General features: G+C 70.4%; 16 protein-coding genes and 2 pseudogenes. 11 read left to right on the top strand and 7 right to left on the bottom strand.

Going from position 1 to position 21648, the window contains the following annotated elements:
* The first annotated feature begins 51 nt into the window (after positions 1-51).
* The 5 genes from KSF81_RS21705 (at position 52) to KSF81_RS21685 (ending at position 8301) form a co-directional block, all read left to right on the top strand.
* Positions 52-1269 (top strand): efflux RND transporter periplasmic adaptor subunit, encoded by a 1218-nt coding sequence (locus KSF81_RS21705; RefSeq protein ID WP_217380726.1) that lies wholly within the window; start codon positions 52-54, stop codon positions 1267-1269.
* The gene (locus KSF81_RS21700; RefSeq protein ID WP_217380725.1) at positions 1266-4427 is read left to right on the top strand and encodes an efflux RND transporter permease subunit; all 3162 of its coding nucleotides are present in this window, start codon (positions 1266-1268) and stop codon (positions 4425-4427) included. The genes KSF81_RS21705 and KSF81_RS21700 overlap by 4 nt, the downstream gene beginning before the upstream one ends.
* A 36-nt stretch (positions 4428-4463) precedes the next feature.
* Entirely contained in the window at positions 4464-5222 is a 759-nt protein-coding gene (locus tag KSF81_RS21695; protein ID WP_217380724.1) for a DUF4410 domain-containing protein, read from the top strand.
* 188 nt (positions 5223-5410) lie between these two features.
* Positions 5411-5764 (top strand): hypothetical protein, encoded by a 354-nt coding sequence (locus KSF81_RS21690; protein ID WP_217380723.1) that lies wholly within the window; start codon positions 5411-5413, stop codon positions 5762-5764.
* 71 nt (positions 5765-5835) lie between these two features.
* Entirely contained in the window at positions 5836-8301 is a 2466-nt protein-coding gene (locus KSF81_RS21685; protein WP_217380722.1) for a hypothetical protein, read from the top strand.
* A 121-nt stretch (positions 8302-8422) separates the two neighbouring features.
* Here KSF81_RS21685 and KSF81_RS21680 read toward each other — a convergent pair whose 3' ends face one another.
* Together KSF81_RS21680 and KSF81_RS21675 are read right to left on the bottom strand one after the other, a co-directional pair.
* Positions 8423-9841 carry a patatin-like phospholipase family protein gene (locus KSF81_RS21680; RefSeq protein ID WP_217380721.1) on the bottom strand — a complete coding sequence of 473 codons (1419 nt, stop codon included), beginning with the start codon at positions 9839-9841 and terminating at the stop codon, positions 8423-8425.
* A gap of 325 nt (positions 9842-10166) precedes the next feature.
* On the bottom strand, positions 10167-11792 hold the full coding sequence (locus KSF81_RS21675; protein ID WP_217380720.1) for a GMC family oxidoreductase: 1626 nt from the start codon (positions 11790-11792) through the stop codon (positions 10167-10169).
* Between the two features lie 137 nt (positions 11793-11929).
* Between KSF81_RS21675 and KSF81_RS30285 the strand changes: the two are divergent.
* From KSF81_RS30285 to KSF81_RS21665, 3 genes and pseudogenes are all read left to right on the top strand, one after another.
* Positions 11930-12274: pseudogene (locus KSF81_RS30285) on the top strand (FAD-binding oxidoreductase); the annotation flags it as partial.
* A gap of 76 nt (positions 12275-12350) precedes the next feature.
* Positions 12351-13337 carry an FAD-binding oxidoreductase gene (locus KSF81_RS21670; protein WP_309139647.1) on the top strand — a complete coding sequence of 329 codons (987 nt, stop codon included), beginning with the start codon at positions 12351-12353 and terminating at the stop codon, positions 13335-13337.
* Positions 13334-14095 carry a Sir2 family NAD-dependent protein deacetylase gene (locus KSF81_RS21665; protein ID WP_217380719.1) on the top strand — a complete coding sequence of 254 codons (762 nt, stop codon included), beginning with the start codon at positions 13334-13336 and terminating at the stop codon, positions 14093-14095. The genes KSF81_RS21670 and KSF81_RS21665 overlap by 4 nt, the downstream gene beginning before the upstream one ends.
* 21 nt (positions 14096-14116) lie before the next feature.
* Here the strand turns inward: KSF81_RS21665 and KSF81_RS21660 are convergent, their stop codons facing one another.
* The 3 genes from KSF81_RS21660 to KSF81_RS21650 all read right to left on the bottom strand — a co-directional run bounded on the left by KSF81_RS21660 (position 14117) and on the right by KSF81_RS21650 (position 16166).
* Positions 14117-15151 carry an IS630 family transposase gene (locus KSF81_RS21660; protein WP_217381808.1) on the bottom strand — a complete coding sequence of 345 codons (1035 nt, stop codon included), beginning with the start codon at positions 15149-15151 and terminating at the stop codon, positions 14117-14119.
* 74 nt (positions 15152-15225) lie between these two features.
* Entirely contained in the window at positions 15226-15966 is a 741-nt protein-coding gene (locus KSF81_RS21655; protein ID WP_217380718.1) for a tRNA1(Val) (adenine(37)-N6)-methyltransferase, read from the bottom strand.
* Positions 15963-16166 carry a DUF2007 domain-containing protein gene (locus tag KSF81_RS21650; RefSeq protein ID WP_217380717.1) on the bottom strand — a complete coding sequence of 68 codons (204 nt, stop codon included), beginning with the start codon at positions 16164-16166 and terminating at the stop codon, positions 15963-15965. The genes KSF81_RS21655 and KSF81_RS21650 overlap by 4 nt, the downstream gene beginning before the upstream one ends.
* Positions 16167-16274: 108 nt before the next feature.
* Between KSF81_RS21650 and KSF81_RS21645 the strand changes: the two are divergent.
* From KSF81_RS21645 to KSF81_RS21635, 3 genes and pseudogenes are all read left to right on the top strand, one after another.
* A pseudogene (locus tag KSF81_RS21645) lies at positions 16275-17295 on the top strand (polyprenyl synthetase family protein).
* Positions 17296-17457: 162 nt separating this feature from the next.
* On the top strand, positions 17458-18291 hold the full coding sequence (locus KSF81_RS21640; RefSeq protein ID WP_217380716.1) for a peroxidase family protein: 834 nt from the start codon (positions 17458-17460) through the stop codon (positions 18289-18291).
* Positions 18254-18940 carry a hypothetical protein gene (locus KSF81_RS21635; RefSeq protein ID WP_217380715.1) on the top strand — a complete coding sequence of 229 codons (687 nt, stop codon included), beginning with the start codon at positions 18254-18256 and terminating at the stop codon, positions 18938-18940. The genes KSF81_RS21640 and KSF81_RS21635 overlap by 38 nt, the downstream gene beginning before the upstream one ends.
* 16 nt (positions 18941-18956) lie before the next feature.
* Here KSF81_RS21635 and KSF81_RS21630 read toward each other — a convergent pair whose 3' ends face one another.
* Entirely contained in the window at positions 18957-20195 is a 1239-nt protein-coding gene (locus KSF81_RS21630; protein ID WP_217380714.1) for an O-antigen ligase, read from the bottom strand.
* Positions 20192-21586, bottom strand: coding sequence for an aspartate aminotransferase family protein (locus KSF81_RS21625; RefSeq protein ID WP_217380713.1), 1395 nt, complete (start codon positions 21584-21586; stop codon positions 20192-20194). The genes KSF81_RS21630 and KSF81_RS21625 overlap by 4 nt, the downstream gene beginning before the upstream one ends.
* Positions 21587-21648: the final 62 nt, after the last annotated feature.

The raw sequence follows: 21648 nt of genomic DNA, 5'->3' as shown, positions 1-21648 counted from the left end.
AGGAAACTTCCCCCCAATCGTTCTGAACCGATGTTCCGGGGTGAGAGGCGAATGGTGCGCGACACCGCGGGCTCCGAGCAACATGGCGCCGCCGGTGCGGTCGCTACCCTGCCATGGATCAGGCCGCTGACCGCGGCGCTGTTGTGTCTCTGCGGCCTCAATGGCTGCAAGGAAGAGAACCAGCTCGTCACCCCGCCGCCGCCCCAGGTTTCCGTCGCGCAGCCCTTGCAGCGCCCCGTCACGCCCTATCTCGAGGCCACCGGCAGCGCCCAGGCCCATCTGACCGCCGATATCGTCGCGCGCGTCGGCGGCGTGTTGAATTCCATCGAATATGCGGACGGGGCCGAGGCGAAACGCGGCGACCTGCTGTTCGTCATCGACCCGGTCGAGTACCAGGCGAGGCTCCAGCAGGCGCAGTCGGCGGTGGATGCGACCCAGGCGCAGCTCATCCAGTCCGATTCGGGATTGCGCCGGCAGTCCACTCTGGCCCGCCAGGACTGGGCCTCGCAATCCACCATCGAGCAGGCGCGGGCGCAGAGGGACGGGCTGCGCGCGAACCTGGTCAACCAGCAGGCCGGCGTGACCCTCGCCAATATCAGCCTTGGCTATACCCGGGTGACGGCGCCATTCGACGGCCTGGTGACCGCGCATCTCGTCTCGACCGGCAACCTGGTGGGCGTCAGCGGCCCGACCAAGCTGGCGACGATCGTGCAACTCGACCCGATCTACGTGAACTTCAACATCAGCGAGCAGGATGCGCTGCGCATCCGCGCGAACCTGGCCCGCCGCGGAGCGACCGTGCGCGATCTCGGGACCATACCGGTCGAGGTCGGGCTGATGAACGAGGAGGGCTACCCGCATCAGGGCAGCCTGGATTACGCGGCCCCGGCAGTCGATACCGCGAGCGGCACCCTGGCGGTGCGCGGCATCCTGCCGAATCCCGGCCGGCGCCTGCTGCCCGGCAATTTCCTCCGCATCCGCATCCCCATGGGCCAGCCGCAGACCGCGTTGCTGATCCCGGACCAGGCCCTCGGCACCGACCAGGGCGGGCGCTACGCGCTTGTCGTGAACGGCGACAATGCGGTGGAGCAGCGGAGCGTCCGCACGGGGCCGCTCATCGGCAGCCTGCGGGTGATCGAGTCCGGGCTTGGCGCGGAGGATCGCGTCGTGGTGGGGCGCCTGCAGCGCGCCATTCCCGGCAGCAAGGTCGCGCCCAAGCCTGTCCAGATCTCGCCCGGCACCGCCAGCGCCGCCCTGGCCTCGCCATGATATCGAAATTCTTCATCGACCGGCCGGTGCTCGCCAATGTGCTGGCGGCCATCATGGTCGTGATCGGTGCCGTGGCGCTGTACCAATTGCCGGTCGCGCAATACCCGAACGTCGTGCCGCCAACGGTCAGCGTCACCACGCGCTACCCCGGCGCCAGCGCCAGCACCGTCATGGAGACCGTGGCGCTGCCGATCGAGCAGCAGGTCAATGGCGTGGACCGCATGCTCTACATGCAATCCACCAGCACGAATGACGGCACCTATACCCTGACGGTGACCTTCGAGATCGGCACGGACCTGAACCTCGCCCAGATTCTGGTGCAGAACCGGGTGTCCAGCGCCCTCGCCGCGCTGCCGCAGCCGGTGCAGGCGCAGGGTGTCACGGTGCAGCAGAAATCCACCGCGATCCTGCTGATCGCCACGCTCACCTCCCGGGATGCGCGGCATGACAGCCTCTATCTCAGCAATTATGCCACCATCAACCTGCTTGGCGAGCTCGCCCGCGTGCCGGGCGTGGCCAATGTCAACATCTTCGGCGCCGGCCAGTATGCGATGCGGATCTGGATGGACCCGGAGAAGCTGCAGGCGCGCGGGCTGACGCCGAATGACGTGATCCAGTCCATCCAGCAGCAGAGCCAGCAGGTCGCCGCGGGACAGGTGGGCACGCCGCCGGTGCAGCAGTACCAGGGCTTCCAGTACACCGTGAACCTGGAAGGGCGGCTGGACGACCAGGCGCAATTCGCCGACATCATCATCAAGACCGATGGCGCCCAGGCCGGCCGCATCACCCGGCTCCGGGACATCGCGCGGGTGGAACTGGGGGCCCAGACCTATTCCCAGGTCTTCCAGCTCGATGGCCGCCCGGCGGCCGGCATCGCGGTGTTCCAGACCCCCTCGGCCAATGCGCTCGATGTCGCCGACCGCGTGCGGGCGAGGCTGGCGGAACTCTCCCGCGACTTCCCGCAGGGCGTGGAGTACGGCATCCCCTTCGACACCACCCGCTTCGTCAGGACCTCCATCCACGAGGTCTATGCCACCCTGATCCAGGCGGCGGTGCTGGTGCTGGTCGTCATCCTGGTCTTCCTGCAGGACTGGCGGGCGACCCTGGTGCCGGCGACCACCGTGCCGGTGACCATCATCGGCACCTTCGCGGCGATCGCGGCGCTGGGCTTCACCGTGAACCTCTCCACCCTCTTCGCGATCGTGCTGGCCATCGGCATCGTCGTGGACGACGCCATCGTGGTGGTCGAGGGTGCCGCGCGCCACATGGAGCGCGGCCTGTCCAGCCACGATGCCGCCGTCACCGCCATGCGCGAGCTGACCGGACCGATCGCCGGCATCACGCTGGTGCTGATCGCGGTCTTCGTCCCGGCGGCCTTCCTGCCCGGCCTCACCGGCAGGATCTATGCCCAGTTCGCCCTGGTGATGGCGGCGACGGCGCTCATCAGCGCGATCAACGCGGCGACCTTGAAGCCCACGCAATGCGCGCTCTGGCTGCGCCGCCCGGTGCCGCAGGACCAGCGCAACCGCCTGCTGCGCGGCTTCAACCGCGGCTATGACGCGCTGGAGCGGGGCTACGCCAGGCTCATCGGCTGGATGGCCGGGCGCAGCCTGGGCATGGGCGCGGTCGCGCTGATCCTCGCCGGCCTCGGCATCTGGGGCATCGCCCGGCTGCCCACCGCCTTTATCCCGATCGAGGATCAGGGCTATGTGGTGGTCGGCGTGCAATTGCCGGATGGCGCCTCGCTGGAACGGACCCGGGAGGCGCTGTCGGAAGCCAGCCGGATCGCCCGCGCCACCCCCGGCGTCGAGCAGGTGATCGAGATCGCCGGCCTCTCCGTGCTGGACAACAACGCCTCGCTGTCCAGCAGCGGCGTGGCCTATGTGATGCTGAAGGACTGGAGCGAGCGGGGGCGGGGCAGCGGCCAGGATCTCCGGTCGCTCTACTTCCGCCTCCAGACGGCGCTCGATGCGATGACGGAGGCCGAGGCCTTCGTCATCGTGCCGCCGCCGATCCAGGGCATCGGCAATGCCAGCGGCTTCACCATGCAGGTCGAGCTGCGCGACGGCAGCTTCGACTATGGGAAGCTGCAGCGCATCACCCAGGGGATCATCGCGGATGGGCAGACGCAGTCCGGGCTGCAACGGCTGGTCAGCAGCTTCCGCGCCGGCACGCCGCAGCTCCGGGTGGTGCTCGACCGTGCCAAGGCGGAGACGCTGGGTGTCGCGGTGGGCGACGTCTTCGCCGCGCTCGGCTCCTATCTCGGATCGAGCTATGTCAACCAGTTCAATAAATTCGGCCGGACCTTCCAGGTCTATGTGCAGGCGGATTCGCGGTTCCGCCGGCAGCCGGAGGATATCCTCCGGCTCAACCTGCGGAGCCAGGACGGGCAGATGGTGCCGCTCGGGGCCTTCGCGCAGGTCAGCCTGGATATCGGGCCTTCGCTGATCGGCCTCTACAACCTGCATCTGAGCGCGAGCATCGTCGGCGCGCCGGCGCCCGGCTTCAGCTCGGGCCAGGCGCTGGACCTCATGGAACGGATCGCCGAGAGGTCGCTGCCGCCAGGGGCGGGCTATGAATGGACTGCCATGTCCTTCCAGGAGAAGGCGCTCGGCAACCAGGTCTACTTGCTGTTCGGCCTGGCGGTATTGCTGGTCTACCTGTGCCTCGCCGGGCTCTATGAAAGCTGGATCGCGCCCTTGCCGGTCATCCTCGCGGTGCCCTTGGCGCTGATCGGGCCGGCCCTCGCGCTGGCCTCGTTGGGCCTGGCGAACAACCTCTATACCCAGATCGGCCTGGTGCTGCTGATCGCGCTGGCCTCGAAGAACGCCATCCTGATCGTCGAGGTCGCCCGCGAAAGGCGGATCGCCGGGGGCGAGGAGATCGTCCAGGCGGCGGTGGCCGCCGCACGCGCCCGGCTCCGGCCGATCGTGATGACCTCCCTGGCCTTCATCCTCGGCGTCCTGCCGCTGGTCCTGGCGAGCGGCGCCGGCGCCAGTGCACGCGCCTCGCTCGGCCTCAGCGTCTTCAGCGGCATGCTCGCCTCCACGGGGCTGGCGGTGCTCTTCGTGCCCTCGCTCTTCGTCCTGGCGCAGCGGCTGGAGGAAGGGTGGAAGGCCAGGCGGCGGCCAGGGGAACTCGCAGGCACGGCGCACTGACGCAAGACTGCGGAAACAGAACAGGGAGGGTGGAACATGAACTGGTTGGCGCCGACAGGCAGGGGCTTCCCGGCCCGCTCCCTCGCTGTCCTGGCGATCCTCGGTTGCGTCTCCTGCTCCCAGCCTCGGGTCGATGAGGTGCGCAGCTATGCCGGCGCGCCATTGCCGCAGCCGGAGCGTATCCTGGTGCTGGATTTCGCCGTCACGCCGCAGGATGTGCGGCTGGACCAGGGCATCGGGGCGCGGCTGATGCGCGCCGCCTCGGGCGGCAGCAGCACGGGGCAGCAACTCGCCGCCGCGCGGGCGACCTCCTCCGGCCTGGCGGAGGAGCTTGTCGCGCATTTCCGCTCCCTCGGACTCCGGGCGGAGCGGGTGAGCAGCCTGCAAGGGATCGGTCCCGGCAGGGTCGCCGTGGTGGAGGGGCAGCTCGTCTCGGTCGATGAGGGCAACCGCACCCGGCGCACGCTGATAGGCCTCGGCGCGGGCCGGAGCAGCGTGACCGCGGATGCGCAGCTCTACTATGTCGAGCGCGGGGCGCAGCCGCGGCTGCTGGAGTCCTTCGAGGCCAGCGCCGATAGCGGCCGCGCGCCCGGCATGGCGGAGACCATGGGCGCCGGGGCGGTGGCCGGCCGCCTCGCCACCTCGGCGGCGGTCGGTGGAGGCATGCACGGGGTCCTGGAAACCAGCCATGCCGACAGCGCCGATGAGGGAAAGGGCATAGGCAAGGCCCTGGCCCGGAAGCTCGCGCAGTTCTTCGCGCAGCAGGGCTGGGTTTCGGCGGCCGCGCTCCGGTAGGCAACACAAAGGGAGGATGGAAATGGTCGAACAGTGCAGGCGCCCTTCGGGGTTGATGTCGTTCCTTGTGCTGGTGCTGCTTGGCATGGGCGGAATGCCCGGCCTCGCCGCGGCGCAGCAGCCGAGCCAGGCGCAGGCCAGCGCCGTCCGGTCCTCCTGCCGCGCCGACTACCAGGCGCATTGCTCCAGTGTTCCCCCCCGGCGGCCAGGCGTCGCTGGCCTGCCTGCAACAGAACATGGCGAGCCTTTCGCCCAATTGCCGGCAGGCGGTGGGTGCCATCGGCGGGGGCGCGCCGCAATCCGGCGCGGCCGTTCCCGGCGCCGCGGCACCGCCGGCCGGCGGCGCGGCGGCGCCGATGGGGCGGATGCCGCCCCGGGCGGAAGCTGGGGTGCTGCGCGAGGAATGCGGCGCCGATTACGCGACCCATTGCCGCGGCGTGATGCCCGGCGGCGGCCGCGCCTTGGCCTGCCTGGCCGACCGGCGGGAATCCCTGTCGCATGGCTGCCGCGAGGCGCTGATGTCGCTGCGGCAGGGACGGTAGCCACCGTCCGGCACTCGGTATGGCGGCCGGGCGCGACCTGTGCCCGGCCTTGAGGCGATTGGGAGGAAGGCATGAGTGCGGCACCAAGACTGGCGACCGGCAAGGCCCTGCTCCTGTGCTGGATCGCGCTGGCCATGCCCTGCGCCAGCCTGGCGCAGCAGGCGGCGGCGCCACCCGAGGCACGCTGGCCGCACAATGTCACGGTGGGCGGCGCCAGCGCCGTGGTCTACCAGCCGCAGGCGATCTCCTGGCCCGATCGCACCACGCTGAACGCGCGCGCGGCGGTTTCCGTCACCCGGGCCGGGAGCACCACGCCGGTGCTGGGGACCATCGAGGTCACCATGGCCACCCGGACCGATTTCGCGACCCGGTCGGTGATCCTGTCCGATCCGCGCCTGACCTCCTCGCATTTCCCCTCGCTCGACACTGGCCAGGCGGCGCAGTTCGAGGCCGCCATCAAGGCCTCCCTCAGTGACCTGGCCTTCAAGCAGGTGCCGCTCGATACCCTGCTCATCAGCCTGCGGGACAATGCCGCGGCACCGGAGGCGGCCGAGGTCAGGAACGACCCGCCGGCGATCTTCTACAGCGCGCGCCCGGCAAGCCTGGTGGTCTTCGATGGCGACCCCGTGATGGCGCCGGTCCCAGGCACCAGCCTCTCCTTCGCGGCCAATACGAATTGGGACGTGTTCCTCGACCCGGCCGGGTCCGGCACCTGGTACCTGCTGGACAATGGCAGTTGGTTCTCGGCGCCCGCCGCCTCGGGCCCCTTCAGCCCGGTGGTGCTGCCGCAGCCGATGCAGGCGGCGCTGCAATCCCTTCCGGACGGCCCGAATTTCGCCGAGGCGCGCAAGGCCATCCCCGGCCGGATGCCGGAGCCCGGCACCGCGCCCACCATCTTCGTCAGCACCAGCCCGGCGGAGATCATCGTCACCGCCGGCCCGCCGGCCTTCCGCCCGATCGCCGGGACCGCCCTGCAATATGCCACGAATACCGACAGCGCCCTGTTCCGCCACACCCAGACCGGGCGCTTCTACTACCTCGTCTCCGGCCGCTGGTTCAGCGCCGCCAGCCTGGACGGCCCCTGGACCTTCGCCACCCCCGACCTGCCGCCCGATTTCGCCCAGATCCCGCAGAACAGCCCGGTCAGCAGCGTGCTGCCCTCGGTGCCCGGCACGGCGCAGGCGCAGGAGGCAGTGCTGCAGGCCCAGATCCCGCAGCAGGCCACGCTGGACCGCAGCACGGCGCGGCTGGAGGTCACCTATGTCGGCACGCCGCAGTTCCGGCCGATACCGGGGACCCCTATCGCCTATGCGGTGAACACCACCTATGAGGTGCTCGAGGTCGGCGGCAAATACTATGCCTGCTACCAGGGGGCCTGGTTCACCGCCGCTTCCCCGACCGGGCCCTGGGCCCTGGCCGACAGCGTGCCGCCCGCGATCCATGGCATTCCGGCCAGCAGCCCGATGCACAACACCACCTATGTGAAGGTCTATTCGGCGACGCCGGCCGCGGTCACCTATGGTTATACGGCGGGCTACATGGCCGGCATGATCACCGCCGGCGTCCTGGTCTATGGGACCGGCTACCACTACCCGCCCGTCATCGTGCCGGGACCCGTCCCTGCCTATCTGCCCTATCCCTATACCTATGCGGGCGGCGTCTACTACAACCCGGCGAATGGGGTCTGGGGGCGCGGCGGGACCATCTACGGCCCCTATGCCACGGCCACCGGACGCTCGGCCTACAACCCTGCCACCGGCGCCTATGCGCGGGGCGGCGCGGTCTATGGGCCCTATGGCGGCGCCGGGGCCTTCTCGGCCTACAATCCCTCCACCGGCGGCTATGCCCGGGGCAGCGCCGTATGGGGGCCGGATGGCGGCACCGCGCATGGCAGCTACTACAATCCGCGCACCGGCGTCTCCGGCAGCACCACGCAGAATGCCAATGCCTACAGCCGCTGGGGCTCCAGCACCTTCGCGGGACCGAACCAGACGGTGCATACGGAAAGCGGCAGCAACAGCCGGGGCTCGGCCGGGGCCTTCAGTTCCTCGACCGGCGCCGAGGGCGCGGGCTATCGCGGCCCCAACAACAGCGGCGGCATGGTGCGGGGGGCCGGCGGCAATGTCTATGCCGGCCATGACGGCAATGCCTATCGGCATACCGATGACGGCTGGTCCAAATGGAACAACGGCTCCTGGCAGCCGGTGCAGCCGCCGACCCGCTCGGGCAATACCGGGGCGCAGCAGAATCCGCTCGGCGCCTCCCAGCCAAATTCGCGGCCGAATGCCGGCAGCCAGCAGGGCCAGCGCAATGCGGCCGGCACGTCCCAGGGCAATCCGCGCGCCAACCGCCAGGGGGCGCAGAGCTCAAGCTGGTCGCAACTGGAGCAGGATCGCCAGGCCCGGCTGGGCGGCGAGCAGCGCCAGCGCCAATTCGGCGGCGGCTTCGCGGGCGGGCGCAGCGGCGGGGAGGGCGGCGCACGCGGCTTCCGGGAAGGCGGAGAGGGCGGGTTCGGCGGCGGCTTCCACCGGCGGTGAACCCGCCGGGCCATGCGCCTAGAGCATGATGCGTTCACCTTCGTTCACGCATCATGCTCCAGGCCTTTGTTTGATCGCGTGATTCACGCTTTTCGGTGCGAGCACCTCAAGCGATCACGCTCTAGCGACCCGCCATGCCACGCAGGCGGGGCGCCCTGCCGCTGCCTGCGGTGACGATGCCGTTCTCGCCGCTGGCGGCGACATAGGCGCGGATCACCGGATGGTCGCGCACCATGCGCTCGCCATAGCCCACCAGCGCGTCCACGTCGGCATCCGGGATCGTCAGCCCCGTGGGAATGGCCTGCAGCCGCAGGCGGTCCGCGGGGTCGGCGATGCCGGACAGCGCGAGATGCACCACCGTTCCCTCGACATCGCCGCAGGGATGGCCATTCACCTCCCGCGCCTCGCCGCAGCGGAGCGTGCGGAAGCGCTCCGTCATCTGCCTCACCTGTTCGGCGGTGAGGGCCAGGGTCTCGGAATTATAGGCGTCTATCTGGGTGCTGGAGACGGCCGAGAAGATCTGCGTGAGCCCGCTCACGACCCGCCGCTGCCCGAGCGCCCGGTCCGGCAGGGCCTCCCCATCCACGCTGAGCAGCAGGATGCGGCGCGTGCGCAGCGCCACCTGGCGGGCCAGCGTGTCGTTCGCCTCCAGCCCGGTGAGGATGTTCAGCAGCCCGCGCAGCGCCAGGTTGTCGGCGATGCCGCCATCCATCAGGTGCACCCATCGGGTCTGCCCGGGGTCGGCATAGAGATTGGCGATGCGCGCCAGCTCGGCCCGCCGCATGGTCGCGCTCGCGGATTGCGCCCATCGGGCGGTCGGGTCCAGGGGCGGGCGAAGCCCGTGGCATTTTTCGGCGTGGTTCTCCAGCGTGATCGGGCTGAACAGGATCGGGAAGGCATTGCTGGCCGCGACCGCCCGCGCCAGCGGAAAGGAATTCAGGTCCGAGCAGAGCATCCCGAAGGTGCCGCCCAGGAAGGGGAAGGCCACCTCATTGACGATGTCGGTGGCATTGACGGAGATGAGCGGCGGCCCGCGGCGGAGAAGATCGGCATAGGTCGCGCCACGGAACATGAGTTGGTCATAGACCGCGGCCATGTAGTCATTGGTGCCGACCAGCGGATTGGCCAGCCAGTCCCAGTTCCAGGGCAGCAGGTAGATGCCCCAGATATGCGCATTGATGTCGCGCTTGAGGAATTCCCGGGGGAAGGTCTCGAAGCTGCGCTCGCGGTGGAGGCCGTAATGCACGGCCGGGAAGCTGCCGCCGGAGACGCCGGAGATGTAGTCGACATCCTCCAGCAGCGTCCAGCCGGGCCGGCCCGCCGGGCGCACCGGTATGTCGCGCAGGCCGCGCAGCGCCCCATGCGCGAAGGCCGCGGACCGCTTACCGCCGCCTGAGAAGGCCAGCAGCACCAGCAGGTCGCTGCGGGCGGCCGGCCAGGTGGAGGTGCCGCCCAGGATCTCCGCCGCGAAGCGCCCGGGTCCGTAATTGGCGGCGAAATCCGGCCGCCCCGCCGCGTCCATCGGCAGGGGGCGGTTCATCGGCACATGCAGGCTCTCGCAGGCGGCCAGGAGGAGAAGCGCCGCTAGAGCGGACCGCCGCAGGGCGGAACCGCCCGGAGGCGTGAATCTGCTCACCAAACAACAGGCTACAGCGGCGTGCCGAACCATCAATTCGGCACGCCGCTGTAGGCCCGGCAGCAGCCTGGCCCCAAGCGTGGCGCCACGGCGGCGCGCGGCCGCGCCGGGGCGAAAACCGAGGGGCATGGCGGTCCTGTCCTGCCTGTTCCTGCCAGGCGGAGGGTGGAACGCCGGCGCGGAGGACTTCAAGCGGATTGATACGCCACTGCCATGATTCCCGCCGGGGTCAGGCCGCCAGCCGCTGCCGCGCCTCGGCCCGTACCAGATCGGCGCATTTCTCGCCGATCATGATGCAGGCGGCATTGGTATTGCCCGAGACCACCGTGGGCATGATGGAGGCATCGGCCACCCGCAACCCCTCGATGCCGCGCACCCGCAACGCGGGGTCCACCACGCTTTCCGGGTCGCCGCCCATGCGGCAGGTGCCGGAGGGATGGTAGATGGTCGAGCCGGTGCGGCGGATGAAGCCAAGGATCTCGTCATCCGTGGCGTGTTCCGCGCCGGGAATCACCTCCCCGGCGATCCAGGGCGCCATGGCCCGGGTCGCGGCCAGGCGGCGGCCGAGCTTCACGCCCTCGACCATGCAGCGCCGGTCGGTCTCGGTCGCCAGGTAATTGGCGTGGATCACCGCCTTCTCGCCCGGGTCAGGGCTGCGCAGCGTGATGCTGCCGCGGCTCTCCGGCCGCAACTGGCAGGCGCTGATGGTGAGGCCGGGGAAGGGGTGCAGTTCCAGCATGGTCTTGTCGGTGCTGAAGGGCAGGAAATGGTACTGCACATCCGGCGTCTCGCTGCCCGGCAGCACGCGCGCGAAGAGCCCCGCCGTGCCGGCGCTGACCGTCAGCGGCCCGGTGCGGCGCAGCGCGAATCCGGCCCCCATCAGGAAGCGCCCGAACAGGCTGTGCCGCTTGGTATTGAGCGAAACGGGCTTCGTCACGCGGAAGGCCAGCCGCGCCTGGAAATGGTCCTGCAGGTTGCGCCCGACGCCCGGCAGGTCATGCGCCACGGCAATGCCCGTCTCCCGCAGATGCTCCGCCGGGCCGATGCCGGAGAGCAGCAGCAGATGCGGCGAGGCGATGGCGCCGCCGCAGAGGATCACCTCCCGCGTCGCGCGCAGCACATGCTCCGCACCGTCCCGCCGCAGCCGGACGCCGGCGGCGCGGCGGCCCTCCAGCACCAGGCCGGTGGATTGCGCGCCCGTCACCACCAGGAGATTCGGCCGCTTCGCCGCGGGGCGCAGATAGGCCTTGGCGGCGCTGCACCGCCAGCCCCCTCGCGCCGTCACCTGGTAGAGGCCGGCGCCTTCCTGGGTGGGGCCGTTGAAATCGGGGTTGCGCGGGAAGCCGAGTTCCACCGCCGCCTCGATGAAGGCCAGCGCCAGCGGGTTGCGCTCGCGCAGGTCGCTCACCGCCAGCGGACCGCCGCTGCCGTGCAGGTCGTCGGCGCCGCGCTCCTGGTCCTCGGCGCGGCGGAAACAGGGCAGCACATCCTCGAAGGACCAGCCGGTGCAGCCGAGCTGGCGCCAATGGTCGTAATCCGCGTGCTGGCCGCGCACATAGAGCAGCCCGTTGATGGCGGAGGAGCCGCCCAGCACGCGGCCACGCGGCCAGGGGATGCGGCGGCCCTCCAGCTCCGGTTCCGCCTCCGTCATCAGGTTCCAGGAGAGGGTCGGGTGGTACATGGTCTTGGCATAGCCGATCGGCACATGCAGCCAGGGGTTCCAGTCCCGCGCGCCGGCCTCCAGCAGCACCACGCGAACCGCAGGGTCTTCCGAAAGCCGCGCCGCCAGGGCGCAGCCCGCGGAGCCGGCGCCGACCACCACGTAATCCGTGCCGGCGGGCAGGGCGCCGCTCATGCCTGCCGCCTCATCGGGCCGAAATGCACCATGATCGCTTCCCCCCGAAGCCGGTTCTGCGCGCAAGGCTAGGACGGCACCCGGCGCCAGGCCAGGGGGCTTGAAGCCGCCCCGGCGGCAGCGGAAACTCCCGGGCCATGAGCCCCCTCGACATGCTGGCCGAGACCCTCGGCCCCCGGAACTGCCTGCGCGATCCCGCCGATCTCGCGCCCTATGCGGTGGATTGGCGCGGTGCCTATCACGGCATGCCGCAGGCGGTGCTCAGGCCCGGCACGGTGGCGGAGGTCTCGGCGGCGGTGCGCGCCTGCGCCGAGGCGGGCCTTGCCATCGTCCCGGCCGGCGGCCGCACCGGCCTCTGCGGCGGCGCCGTGGTGCAGGAGAACGGCCCGCCCGCCGTGGTGCTGAGCCTGGAGCGCCTCAACCGCATCCGCGATGTCGATGCGCGCGACTTCTCGCTGGTGGCGGAGGCCGGCTGCATCATCCAGCAGGTGCAGGAGGCGGCGGCTGCGGTGGACCGGCTCTTCCCGCTCTCCTGGGGGGGCGCAGGGCTCGGCGCAGGTGGGCGGCGCGCTCTCCACCAATGCCGGCGGCATCCGCACCATCCGCTGGGGCAATGCGCGGGACCTGGTGCTGGGGCTGGAGGTGGTGCTGCCGGATGGCCGCGTGCTGAACGACCTCCGCCGCGTGCGGAAGGACAACAGCGGCTATGCGCTGCGCCACCTGTTCCTGGGCGGCGAGGGGACGCTCGGCGTCATCACCGCGGCCGCGCTCCGCATCGTGCCGGCGCTGAAGCGGGTGGAGACCGGTTTCGTCGCGGTCGCCTCGCCGGAGGCGGCGCTGAACCTGCTCTCCCGCGTGATGTCGAGCGGCGCCGAGGTGATCGCCTTCGAGCTCATCCTGAAGCGCTGCATGGAGATCGTGGAGCGCCACGGCCAGCGCGTGCGCATGCCGATGCCGCTCGACAGCCCCTGGTATGTGATGGTGGAACTGGCTGCCTCGCACCCCGCCGTGCCGCTGCGCGCCATGCTGGAGGACACCCTGGCCGAGGCCATCGAGGCCGGCGAGGCCACCGACGCCGTGCTGGCCGAGAACGAGGAGCACCGCGCCGCCTTCTGGCGCATCCGCGAGCACTACCCGGAATGCACCCGCGCGGCCGGCCCCTCGGTCAGCACCGATACCGCCGTGCCGGTTTCCGCCGTGCCGGGATTCCTGGCGCGGGCGGAGCGGGAACTGGCCGCGCGCTGGCCGGAAGGCCGAATGGTCGCGGTCGGCCATGCCGGGGACGGCAACATGCATCTCGGCCTGATGGCGCCGGAGGGCATGGGGCGCGACGAATGGCTGGCCCGCGCCGCCGAGGCGGAGCCGCTGGTCAATGCCATCGCGGTGGAACTGGGCGGCAGCTTCTCGGCCGAGCATGGCATCGGGCAATCCAAGCGCCATGCCATGGCGACGCACAAGGACCCGGTGGCGGTGGAACTGATGCGCGGCATCAAGGCGGCCATCGACCCTAAGGGGCTGATGAATCCGGGGAAGGTGCTGCCGTGACGGACCAGGCGCGGGAGATTGCCGAACTGCGGCGGATGATCGCGGCCTCCCGCCGCGCCGTGGTCTTCACCGGCGCCGGCATCAGCACCGAATCCGGCATCCCCGACTTCCGCAGCCCGACCGGCATCTGGGCGCAGATGAAGCCCATCTATTTCCAGGACTACATCGCCTCCGCCGCCCTGCGGCGGGAAGCCTGGCGCCGCAAATTCGCCAGCGAGCCGGTGATGCGCGCGGCCGAGCCGAATCGCGGGCACCGGGCGGTGGCGCGGCTGCTGCGCGAGGGCAAGGCGGCTTCGGTCATCACCCAGAACATCGACGGGCTGCACCAGGCCTCAGGCATCCCGGAGGACCAGGTGATCGAGCTGCATGGCAACTCGACCTATGCGCATTGCCTGGATTGCAGCCGGCGCTACGAAATCGACGCCCTGCGGGAGGCGTTCGAGCGCGAGGGCGAGGTGCATGGCTGCACGGCCTGCGGCGGGCTCATCAAGACGGCGACGGTCAGCTTCGGCCAGGCGATGCCGGAGGCCGCGATGCTGCGGGCCGAGGCCGAGATCCTGGCCGCGGACCTCTGCATCGTGCTGGGCTCCTCGCTCGTCGTCTATCCGGCCGCCGGCTTCCCGGAGATGGCCAAGGGCAATGGCGCGCGGCTGGTGATCGTCAACAACGAGGCGACCGGACTCGATCCCCTGGCCGACCTGGTGATCCATCGCGGCATCGGCGATGTGATGGGCGGCGCCGTCGGGGTGAATTATTGATCCGGCCTGGGTAATCTTGGGCTATGCAGCGTAGCGAAAGGTCCTATGCCCGAAGAAGCTGCGGACGCGATCGGGTAGCTTCGACAGCTTGCGCATGTGGCCGATGGCGGCACGCTTGAGCTGCGCCTTGCTGCGTGCCGGCTCCTGGCGGGTGACCGCCTGCTTCAGGTCGCCGTTGACGCCCTCGTCCGGATTGAGCTCGGGGCTGTAGCCGGGGAGGTAGAACACCTCGATCTCGGCCTCGCGCCCGACGAGCCAGTCACGGACCTTGGCCGAGCGATGGACCGGCAGGCGGTTGAGGATGAGGACGACTTTCTGGCCGGCATCCCGGACCAGACGGGCGAGGAAGCGGAGCAGGTCCGGTGCCGTGATGGCGCCGTCCAGCACCATCCAGCGCAGCTCGCCCTTGTTGGTCACCGCCGAGATCAGGCCGAGGTTGGCCCGCTTGTGGTTGACCCGCACCTCTGGCGTGCGGCCCCGGGGCGCGTAGCTGCGGCCGCGCACGTCATCAGAGCGCAGGCCGGTCTCATCACCCCAGAAGACAACGCTACCCTCGGCTTTGGCCCGGGCGGCAATCGCCGGGTAATCGTGCCGCAGCCAGCGCCGCACCGCTGCCGGGTCCTGCTCGTAGGCCCGTCGCAGCGGCTTCTGGGCGGTGAAGCCCCAGCGCGCCAGGTAGGTGCCCATGGTGCGCACCGCCAGCCGCACCCCGAAGCGCTGCCAGATCAACTCCCGCACCGCGGCTCGGCTCCAGAGCGCAAACGGCAGGCCCAACTCGTCAGGTGTGTGGCGCTGGATCAGGACCTGGGCCTCCAACTCCTCCTCGGCGCCAAGGAACCGTCCATGCCCCGGCTCCGGCCCGCGCGGACCAGTCTGCAGCCCGGCCGCGCCCCGCTCAGCGTAGCGCTTGACGATGTCGAATACCCCGGTCGGGCTCAGCCCCACCTGCGCCGCAATGGCATCATAGGTCTGGCCAGCTTGGCGTAGCCCGATCACCTGTCGCCGGCGTTCCTCTTGCGCCGCCGCCGGCAGCTTGCGCATGTCCACATGCTTCATGCCGCCCATCTGGGCCGATCCTACTTGCCCTCAAGAGCACCCAAACCGGATCAATAGGGCCTGCCACCACGCAACTAAACCCCCGCCGCATCCCGCAGCACCGCCTCCGCCGCCGCGGTGAAGCGCCCGTCGGCTTCGTGCAGCACCAGGCCCGGCTCGATCCGCGCCGGGCCGCGGCCGCCGCGGCAGGCCTGCAACAGCAGGCGCTTGGCCGGCTGCCCCGCCTTCGGCCAGAAGGGGAGCAGCCGCACGCCGCCGCAGCCCGTCGCCGCCAGCGCCGCCATCCCGGCCGCCAGCCGCGTCGCGGGCAGCACCAGGGTGAGGCTGCCGCGCGGCGCGAGGCCGGCGGCGAGGAAGCCGGCCCAGGCCTCCAGCCCGGCGCCGGCCTCATGCGTGGCGTGGCGCCGCACCAGTTCCGGCGGCGGGCTGCCGCCGGGCCAATAGGGCGGGTTGGCGAAGGCATGGTCGCAAAGGGGCAGGCCGCGTGCCAAAGCGGGGTCGCGGATGTCGCCGCAGATCACCTCCACCTGGCCGGCCCAGCCATTCGCCGCCGCATTGGCACTGGCCAGCGCCGCCAGGGCAGGGTCGCGCTCCACCGCCGTGATCCGCAGCCCCGGCACCCGCGCGGCCAGGCAGAGGAAGCCGGCGCCGCTGCCGCAGCCGGCCTCCAGCACGCGCTGCCCCGGCCGGGCCGGGATGCCGGCGGCCAGCAGCACGGCATCGAGCCCCGCCCGCAGCCCGCGCCGAGGCTGGCGCAGCAACACCCTGCCGCCGAGCAGGCGGTCTTCCGTCAGATCCGGGGGCGGCCCGCTCATTCGCCGGCCTCGGCCAGCACCTGGCGGGCCCGGGCGGCATCCTCGCTGGGCACCGCGAGGCGGCGGGGGAAGGCGCCGATGCCGCCCTCCATGGCGCTGATATGCGCATCCAGCACCATGCAGGCGATGCCGGCATCGCGCAGCAGGGCCGCGAGGAAGCTGATGCGCACCGGATCGGTGCTCTGCGCCACCACCTGCATCTTGGGTTGAAATCCTTGATTTTGCTGTGCTTGCCGCCAAAGGACCGCGTGGTTATGGTGCCGCCCTCCATGCCAGGGTCAAGCGAAGTGGATGCGGAAGCGGGTACCATGCCCGAAGCCTCGCCGATCAAGCCTGCTGCTGCCGGCGCCGAAGGCGCGCTGGACGCGCTGATCACGCTTGTCCAGGCCGATCTCGAATCCTGCAACCGCCTCATCGTCGACCGGATGCAGAGCCCGGTCGCGCTCATTCCGCAGCTTGCGGCGCATATCGTGGCGGCCGGCGGCAAGCGGCTCCGGCCGCTGCTCACCCTGGCGGCGGCGCGGCTATGTGGTTACGGGGGGGCAGCGGCATGTGGCGCTGGCCGCCTGCGTGGAGTTCATCCACACCGCCACCCTGCTGCATGACGACGTGGTGGATGAAAGCGCGCTGCGCCGCGGCCAGGCCAGCGCCAATGCGCTGTTCGGCAACAAGCCCTCGGTGCTGGTCGGCGATTTCCTCTTTGCCCGCGCCTTCCAGCTGATGGTGGAGGACGGGTCGCTGCGGGTGCTGGCCATCCTCTCCGAAGCGGCCGCGACCATCGCCGAGGGCGAGGTGCTGCAGCTCGTGACCCAGAACGACACCACCACGACCGAGGCGCAATACCTGCAGGTAGTGGAGGGCAAGACCGCGGCGTTGTTTGCCGCGGCGACGCGGGTCGGCGCCGTGGTCGCGGAGCGCCCGGCGGTGGAGGAGGCGGCGCTCGACGCCTATGGCCGCAACCTCGGCATCGCCTTCCAACTAGTGGACGACGCGCTGGACTATTCGGCCGAGCAGGAGCGGCTCGGCAAGACGGTCGGCGATGATTTCCGCGAGGGCAAGATCACCCTGCCGGTGCTGCTGGCCTTCGCCCGCGGCTCGGAAGCCGAGCGCGGCTTCTGGCGCCGCACCTTGGAGGGGCGCGAACAGGGCGAGGCCGACCTGGCGGAGGCGCTCGGCCTGATGCAACGCCATGGCGCGCTGCGCGACACGGTGGAGCGGGCGCGTGCCTATGGCGATGCCGCGCTCGCGGCGCTGGCGCATTTCCCCGATGGCGCGGAGCGGCGGGCGCTGGCCGGCATCGTGGAGTTCTGCATCGCCCGGGCACGATAGGCCAAGGCGCCTCCTCGCCGGATGTCGCGAGCAGTTTCACTGCCCTGCAATCAATGCGCGGTGCCACTTGCCAGGCTAATGCCCTAGCATGGAACGACCGGTCCGCGGCAGGGCCGGATCATTGCAAAAAATGTCATCCGGGAAGAACAACGGGAGGAAACCATGGCCCGTCATGGCGTCTATCCGAAGGATATCATCCCGCCCCTGTCCGACTATTTCGCCTCCGGCCGTTTCGGCCGGCTATTCGGCAAGCTCCCCGCCTTCGCCTCCGATACGCCGATGAGCCGCGCCGCGCTCATGGAGATCGGCAAGCCCGGCGGCATCATGGATGCGGGGGACGAGCTCGGGGCCGGCCCGGAGGCGCTGCTCACCGACCCCGCGCTCTCGGCCAACAACCCCAACAATCCGTCACTTACCGCCGGGATGACCTTCCTCGGCCAATTCCTCGACCACGACATGACCTTTGACCCGACCTCCAGCCTCGAACGCCAGGTCGATCCCGAGCAGATCGCGAATTTCCGCACCCCGAGCTTCGGGCTCGACAATGTCTATGGCGCCGGGCCCGGCGGCAGCCCGCATCTCTATGACCAGCTTGGCGGCCGCGGCATCGAATTCCTGCTGGAGGAATGCGGCACGCCGGGCAGGCAGGACCTGCCGCGCAACAGCCAGAATGTCGCGCTGATCGGCGACCCGCGCGACGACGAGAACCTCGTCATCTCGCAGTTGCAGGTAGCCTTCCTGAAATCCCACAATGCCGTCGTCGATTACGTGCAGAACGAGATCGGGCTCACCGAGCCCGGGCCGGTCTTCACCGAGGCGCAGCGGATCGTGCGCTGGCACTACCAATGGATCGTGGTCCATGAATTCCTGCGCCGCACCTGCGGCGACGCGGTGGTGGACGACGTGCTGCAGAACGGCCGCAAATCTTGCCAATTGGCGCAACGAGCCCTATATCCCCGTGGAATTCTCGGTCGGCGCCTACCGCTTCGGCCATAGCCAGGTGCGGCCCTCCTACCGTGCCAATTTCACCGGCAATGGCGGCGGCCCCTTCTTCGCCATGATCTTCACGCCCACACCCTCCGACCCCGCCGATCCGGATGACCTCTCGGGCGGGAGGCGGGCGCCGCGCCGCTTCATCGACTGGCCGACCTTCTTCGATTTCGGCGATGGCCAGGTGAAGCCCAACAAGAAGATCGATACCACGCTCTCGACGCCGCTCTTCCACCTGCCTGGATCGGTGGTGCCGAATCCGGGGGCGACCAACCCCGCCTCGCTGGCGCAGCGCAACCTGCTCCGGCACCTCACCTTCGCGCTGCCCTCCGGGCAGCGGGTGGCGAAGGCAATGCAATTGCCGGTGCTCTCGGATGGCGACCTCTCGGCGCTGAAGCCGCATGGGCTCGACGACCACACGCCGCTCTGGTTCTACGTGCTGCGCGAGGCCGCGGTGGTGCAGAATGGCGAGCGTCTCGGCCCGGTCGGCGGCCGGATCGTCACCGAGGTCTTCCTCGGCCTGCTGGAGGGCGACCGCACCTCCTACCTCTCGCAGGACCCGGATTGGGAGCCCTTCCTGCCGACCATCGACGCCTCCAGGACCGGCGAGGATTTCCGCATGGTGGACCTGCTGCGCTTCGCCGGCGTGGCCTGAAACCCGCGCCGCAGGTTCACCCGGTGCTCCGCGGCGGCAGCCCCGCGACGGCGGCTGCCGCCATCAACTCCGCCCCCACCCACCATTCCTGCCAGGCACCGAAGCTCAGCATGGCGGTGACGCTGCCGGCCGCCAGCACCGCCGTGGCCGCCGCCGGCCGTGCCGTGCGGGCGGCGGCCTGGCCGAGCAGCAGCGCCAGCAGGGCGCCCAGCGCCGCACCGGGCAACCCAAGCTCCAGCCATAATTGCAGCGCGCCGTTATGCGGGTGCAACGGCAGCATCTGGGCGGTGGGGAGCCAGCCCGCCGCATCGGGGCCAGTAAGGCCGAAGCGCTGCAACTGCGCGGCGGCGGGATGCGCGGTATTGCCGGGGACCACCCGGCTCGCCTCCATGCCCCAGCCGAGCAGCGGGCGTTCCGCGATGCGCCCGGCCACGAAATCCCAGATCAGCAGCCGATGCGCGGCGGAGGGAGGCAGGCCGCCCGCCGGCAACCCGCGCGCCAGGACCGGGCCAAGCACCGCCGGCATGGCCAGGATCGCCACCGCCAGCGCCGCACCCAGCAGCCGGGGCGCCAGCCGCGGCGCCATCCAGGCGATGCCGCCGGCCAGCGCCGCCACCAGCACCGCCAGCTTGGCCGATTCCCCCGGCAGTGCCACCAGCACCGCCGCCCCCGCGATCAGCAGCAGCCCGCGCAGCCAGCGGGCCAGGCCGGGCGCCACGGCGATCAGCGGCAGCCAGAGCGCCATGGCCGAAGCCGCGGGCTTCAGGCCGAAGGCGAGTTGCGGCGGAATCTCGCGCAACCCGCGCACCGCGGCGCGGATGGCATTGCCCGTGGCGGCATCCAGCCCCGCCAGCACCAGCCCCGCTACCAGCCCGCCCGTGGCGGCGAGCATCAGGCGCTGTCGCGCCGGCACCGTATCCGCCGCCACCGCCCTCGCCGCCGCCGCGCCCAGCGCGACGAAGCCGCCGAGTTGCAGCGCGGTGCCAAGCGCTCGCCAGGGCTGCAAGGCCCAGAGCGCCGTCACGGCACCCCAGGCAAACAGCGCCAGCGCCGCGGCGGCCAGGGCGCCCCGCGGCCAGGGCCAGGCGCCATGCCGCCGCCGGTGCAGCAGCACGCAAGCCAACAGGGCCGCCAGCGCGATCGGCGCCAGGGCCTTGGATTGCAGCACCCCCGCCACCGGCGCCACCGCGAGGGCGATGGCCAGCGGCAGGCTCGGTGGGGCGCCCGGATGGGAGCCGGGCGCCGCCTGGCTCAAACCGCGGCGAGGCTCTCGCGCCGCACCGTCACCGCGATCTCGTCGAGCGACTTGGCGAAGCGGTTCAGCATCTCGTCCACCTCCTCCTCGGTGATGATGAGCGGGGGCGAGAAGCCGATCGAGTCATTGGTCATGGAGCGCAGGATGATGCCGTTCTGCTCGCCGATCTTGGTCAGGCGGATGCCGACCTTCTGCGCCGGGTCGAAATTCTTCTTCGTGGCCTTGTCCGCCACCAGCTCGACCCCGGCTATCAGCCCGGTGCCGCGCACCTCACCGACCAGCGGATGGTCGGCGAAGCGGGCGCGAAGCTGCTTCTGCATATGCGCGCCGACCTGCCCGACATGCGCGCCGATGCCCATCTCGTCATAGATCTTCAGCGTCTCGATCGCGACCGCCGCCGGCACCGGGTGGCCGGAATAGGTGAAGCCGTGGCCCCAGGTGCCGATGGAGGAGGAGCCCTCGGCGATGCCCTGGAACACCCGCTCATTCACCAGCACCGCCGAGATCGGCAGGTAGGAGGCGCTGAGCGCCTTGGCGCAGACCAGGATGTCCGGCTGGATGCCGAGGGTCTGGCTGCCCCAGTAGTTGCCGGTGCGCCAGAAGCCGCAGATCACCTCATCCACCACGAAGAGCACGTCGTGCTTGCGCAGCACCGCCTGGATCTTCGGGAAATAGGTGGCGGGCGGCAGGATGACGCCGCCGGCGCCCATGATCGGCTCGGCCCAGAAGGCCGCCACCGTCTCCGGCCCTTCCTTGATGATGGCCTCGTCCAGTTCCTGCGCCAGGCGGGTGGCGAAATCCTCCTCGGACTCGCCGGGCAGCGCGCCATGGTAGTGGTGCGGCGTCGAGACGTGGTGGAAGCCCGGCAGCGGCAGGTCGAAGAGCTTGTGGTTCGCCGGCAGGCCAGTGAGCGAGGCCGCGGCCAGGGTGATGCCGTGATAGCCCTTCAGCCGGGCGAAGATCTTCTTCTTCTCCGGCCGGCCGATGGCGTTGTTCATGTACCAGATCATCTTGATCGCGCTGTCATTCGCCTCCGACCCGGAATTGGCGAAGAACACCTTGCTCATGGGCGAGGGCGCGCGCTCGATCAGCATCTCGCTGAGATCGACCAGCGGCTCATGCGACTTGGCGGTGAAGGCGTGGTAGAAGGGGAGCTTCCGCATCTGCTCCGCCGCGGCCTGCACCAGCCGCTCATTGTCGAAGCCGAGCGAGGCGCACCAGAGCCCGGCCACGCTCTCGATGTATTCCTTCCCCTGGTCGTCCCAGACCCGCACGCCCTTGCCGCGGCTGATCACCACGGGGCCATTCTGCAGATGCGCCTTGTGGTCGGTATAGGGATGCAGCGCATAGGCGATGTCGCGAGCGGCGGTGGAATTGCGCGGAGGGGTCATGGCGGGGTTCCTGGACGGTCCAACGGCAAGTCTAGGCCGGGATCACGCCGCAACCCAAGAGC

The sequence above is a fragment of the Siccirubricoccus sp. G192 genome (assembly GCF_019084075.1).
Classification (GTDB): domain Bacteria; phylum Pseudomonadota; class Alphaproteobacteria; order Acetobacterales; family Acetobacteraceae; genus G192.
Note: the sequence above shows the minus strand (reverse complement) of the source record. Positions and strands in the feature narration are given on the sequence as shown.

Excerpts from the sequence above, each read along its gene's own strand:
- KSF81_RS21705 (WP_217380726.1), top strand. The coding sequence starts at position 52 with ATGGTGCGCGACACCGCGGGCTCCGAGCAACATGGCGCCGCCGGTGCG.
- KSF81_RS21700 (WP_217380725.1), top strand. The coding sequence starts at position 1,266 with ATGATATCGAAATTCTTCATCGACCGGCCGGTGCTCGCCAATGTGCTG.
- KSF81_RS21695 (WP_217380724.1), top strand. The coding sequence starts at position 4,464 with ATGAACTGGTTGGCGCCGACAGGCAGGGGCTTCCCGGCCCGCTCCCTC.
- KSF81_RS21685 (WP_217380722.1), top strand. The coding sequence starts at position 5,836 with ATGAGTGCGGCACCAAGACTGGCGACCGGCAAGGCCCTGCTCCTGTGC.
- KSF81_RS21680 (WP_217380721.1), bottom strand. The coding sequence starts at position 9,841 with ATGAACCGCCCCCTGCCGATGGACGCGGCGGGGCGGCCGGATTTCGCC.
- KSF81_RS21675 (WP_217380720.1), bottom strand. The coding sequence starts at position 11,792 with ATGAGCGGCGCCCTGCCCGCCGGCACGGATTACGTGGTGGTCGGCGCC.
- KSF81_RS21660 (WP_217381808.1), bottom strand. The coding sequence starts at position 15,151 with ATGAAGCATGTGGACATGCGCAAGCTGCCGGCGGCGGCGCAAGAGGAA.
- KSF81_RS21655 (WP_217380718.1), bottom strand. The coding sequence starts at position 15,966 with ATGAGCGGGCCGCCCCCGGATCTGACGGAAGACCGCCTGCTCGGCGGC.
- KSF81_RS21650 (WP_217380717.1), bottom strand. The coding sequence starts at position 16,166 with ATGCAGGTGGTGGCGCAGAGCACCGATCCGGTGCGCATCAGCTTCCTC.
- KSF81_RS21640 (WP_217380716.1), top strand. The coding sequence starts at position 17,458 with ATGGCCCGTCATGGCGTCTATCCGAAGGATATCATCCCGCCCCTGTCC.
- KSF81_RS21625 (WP_217380713.1), bottom strand. The coding sequence starts at position 21,586 with ATGACCCCTCCGCGCAATTCCACCGCCGCTCGCGACATCGCCTATGCG.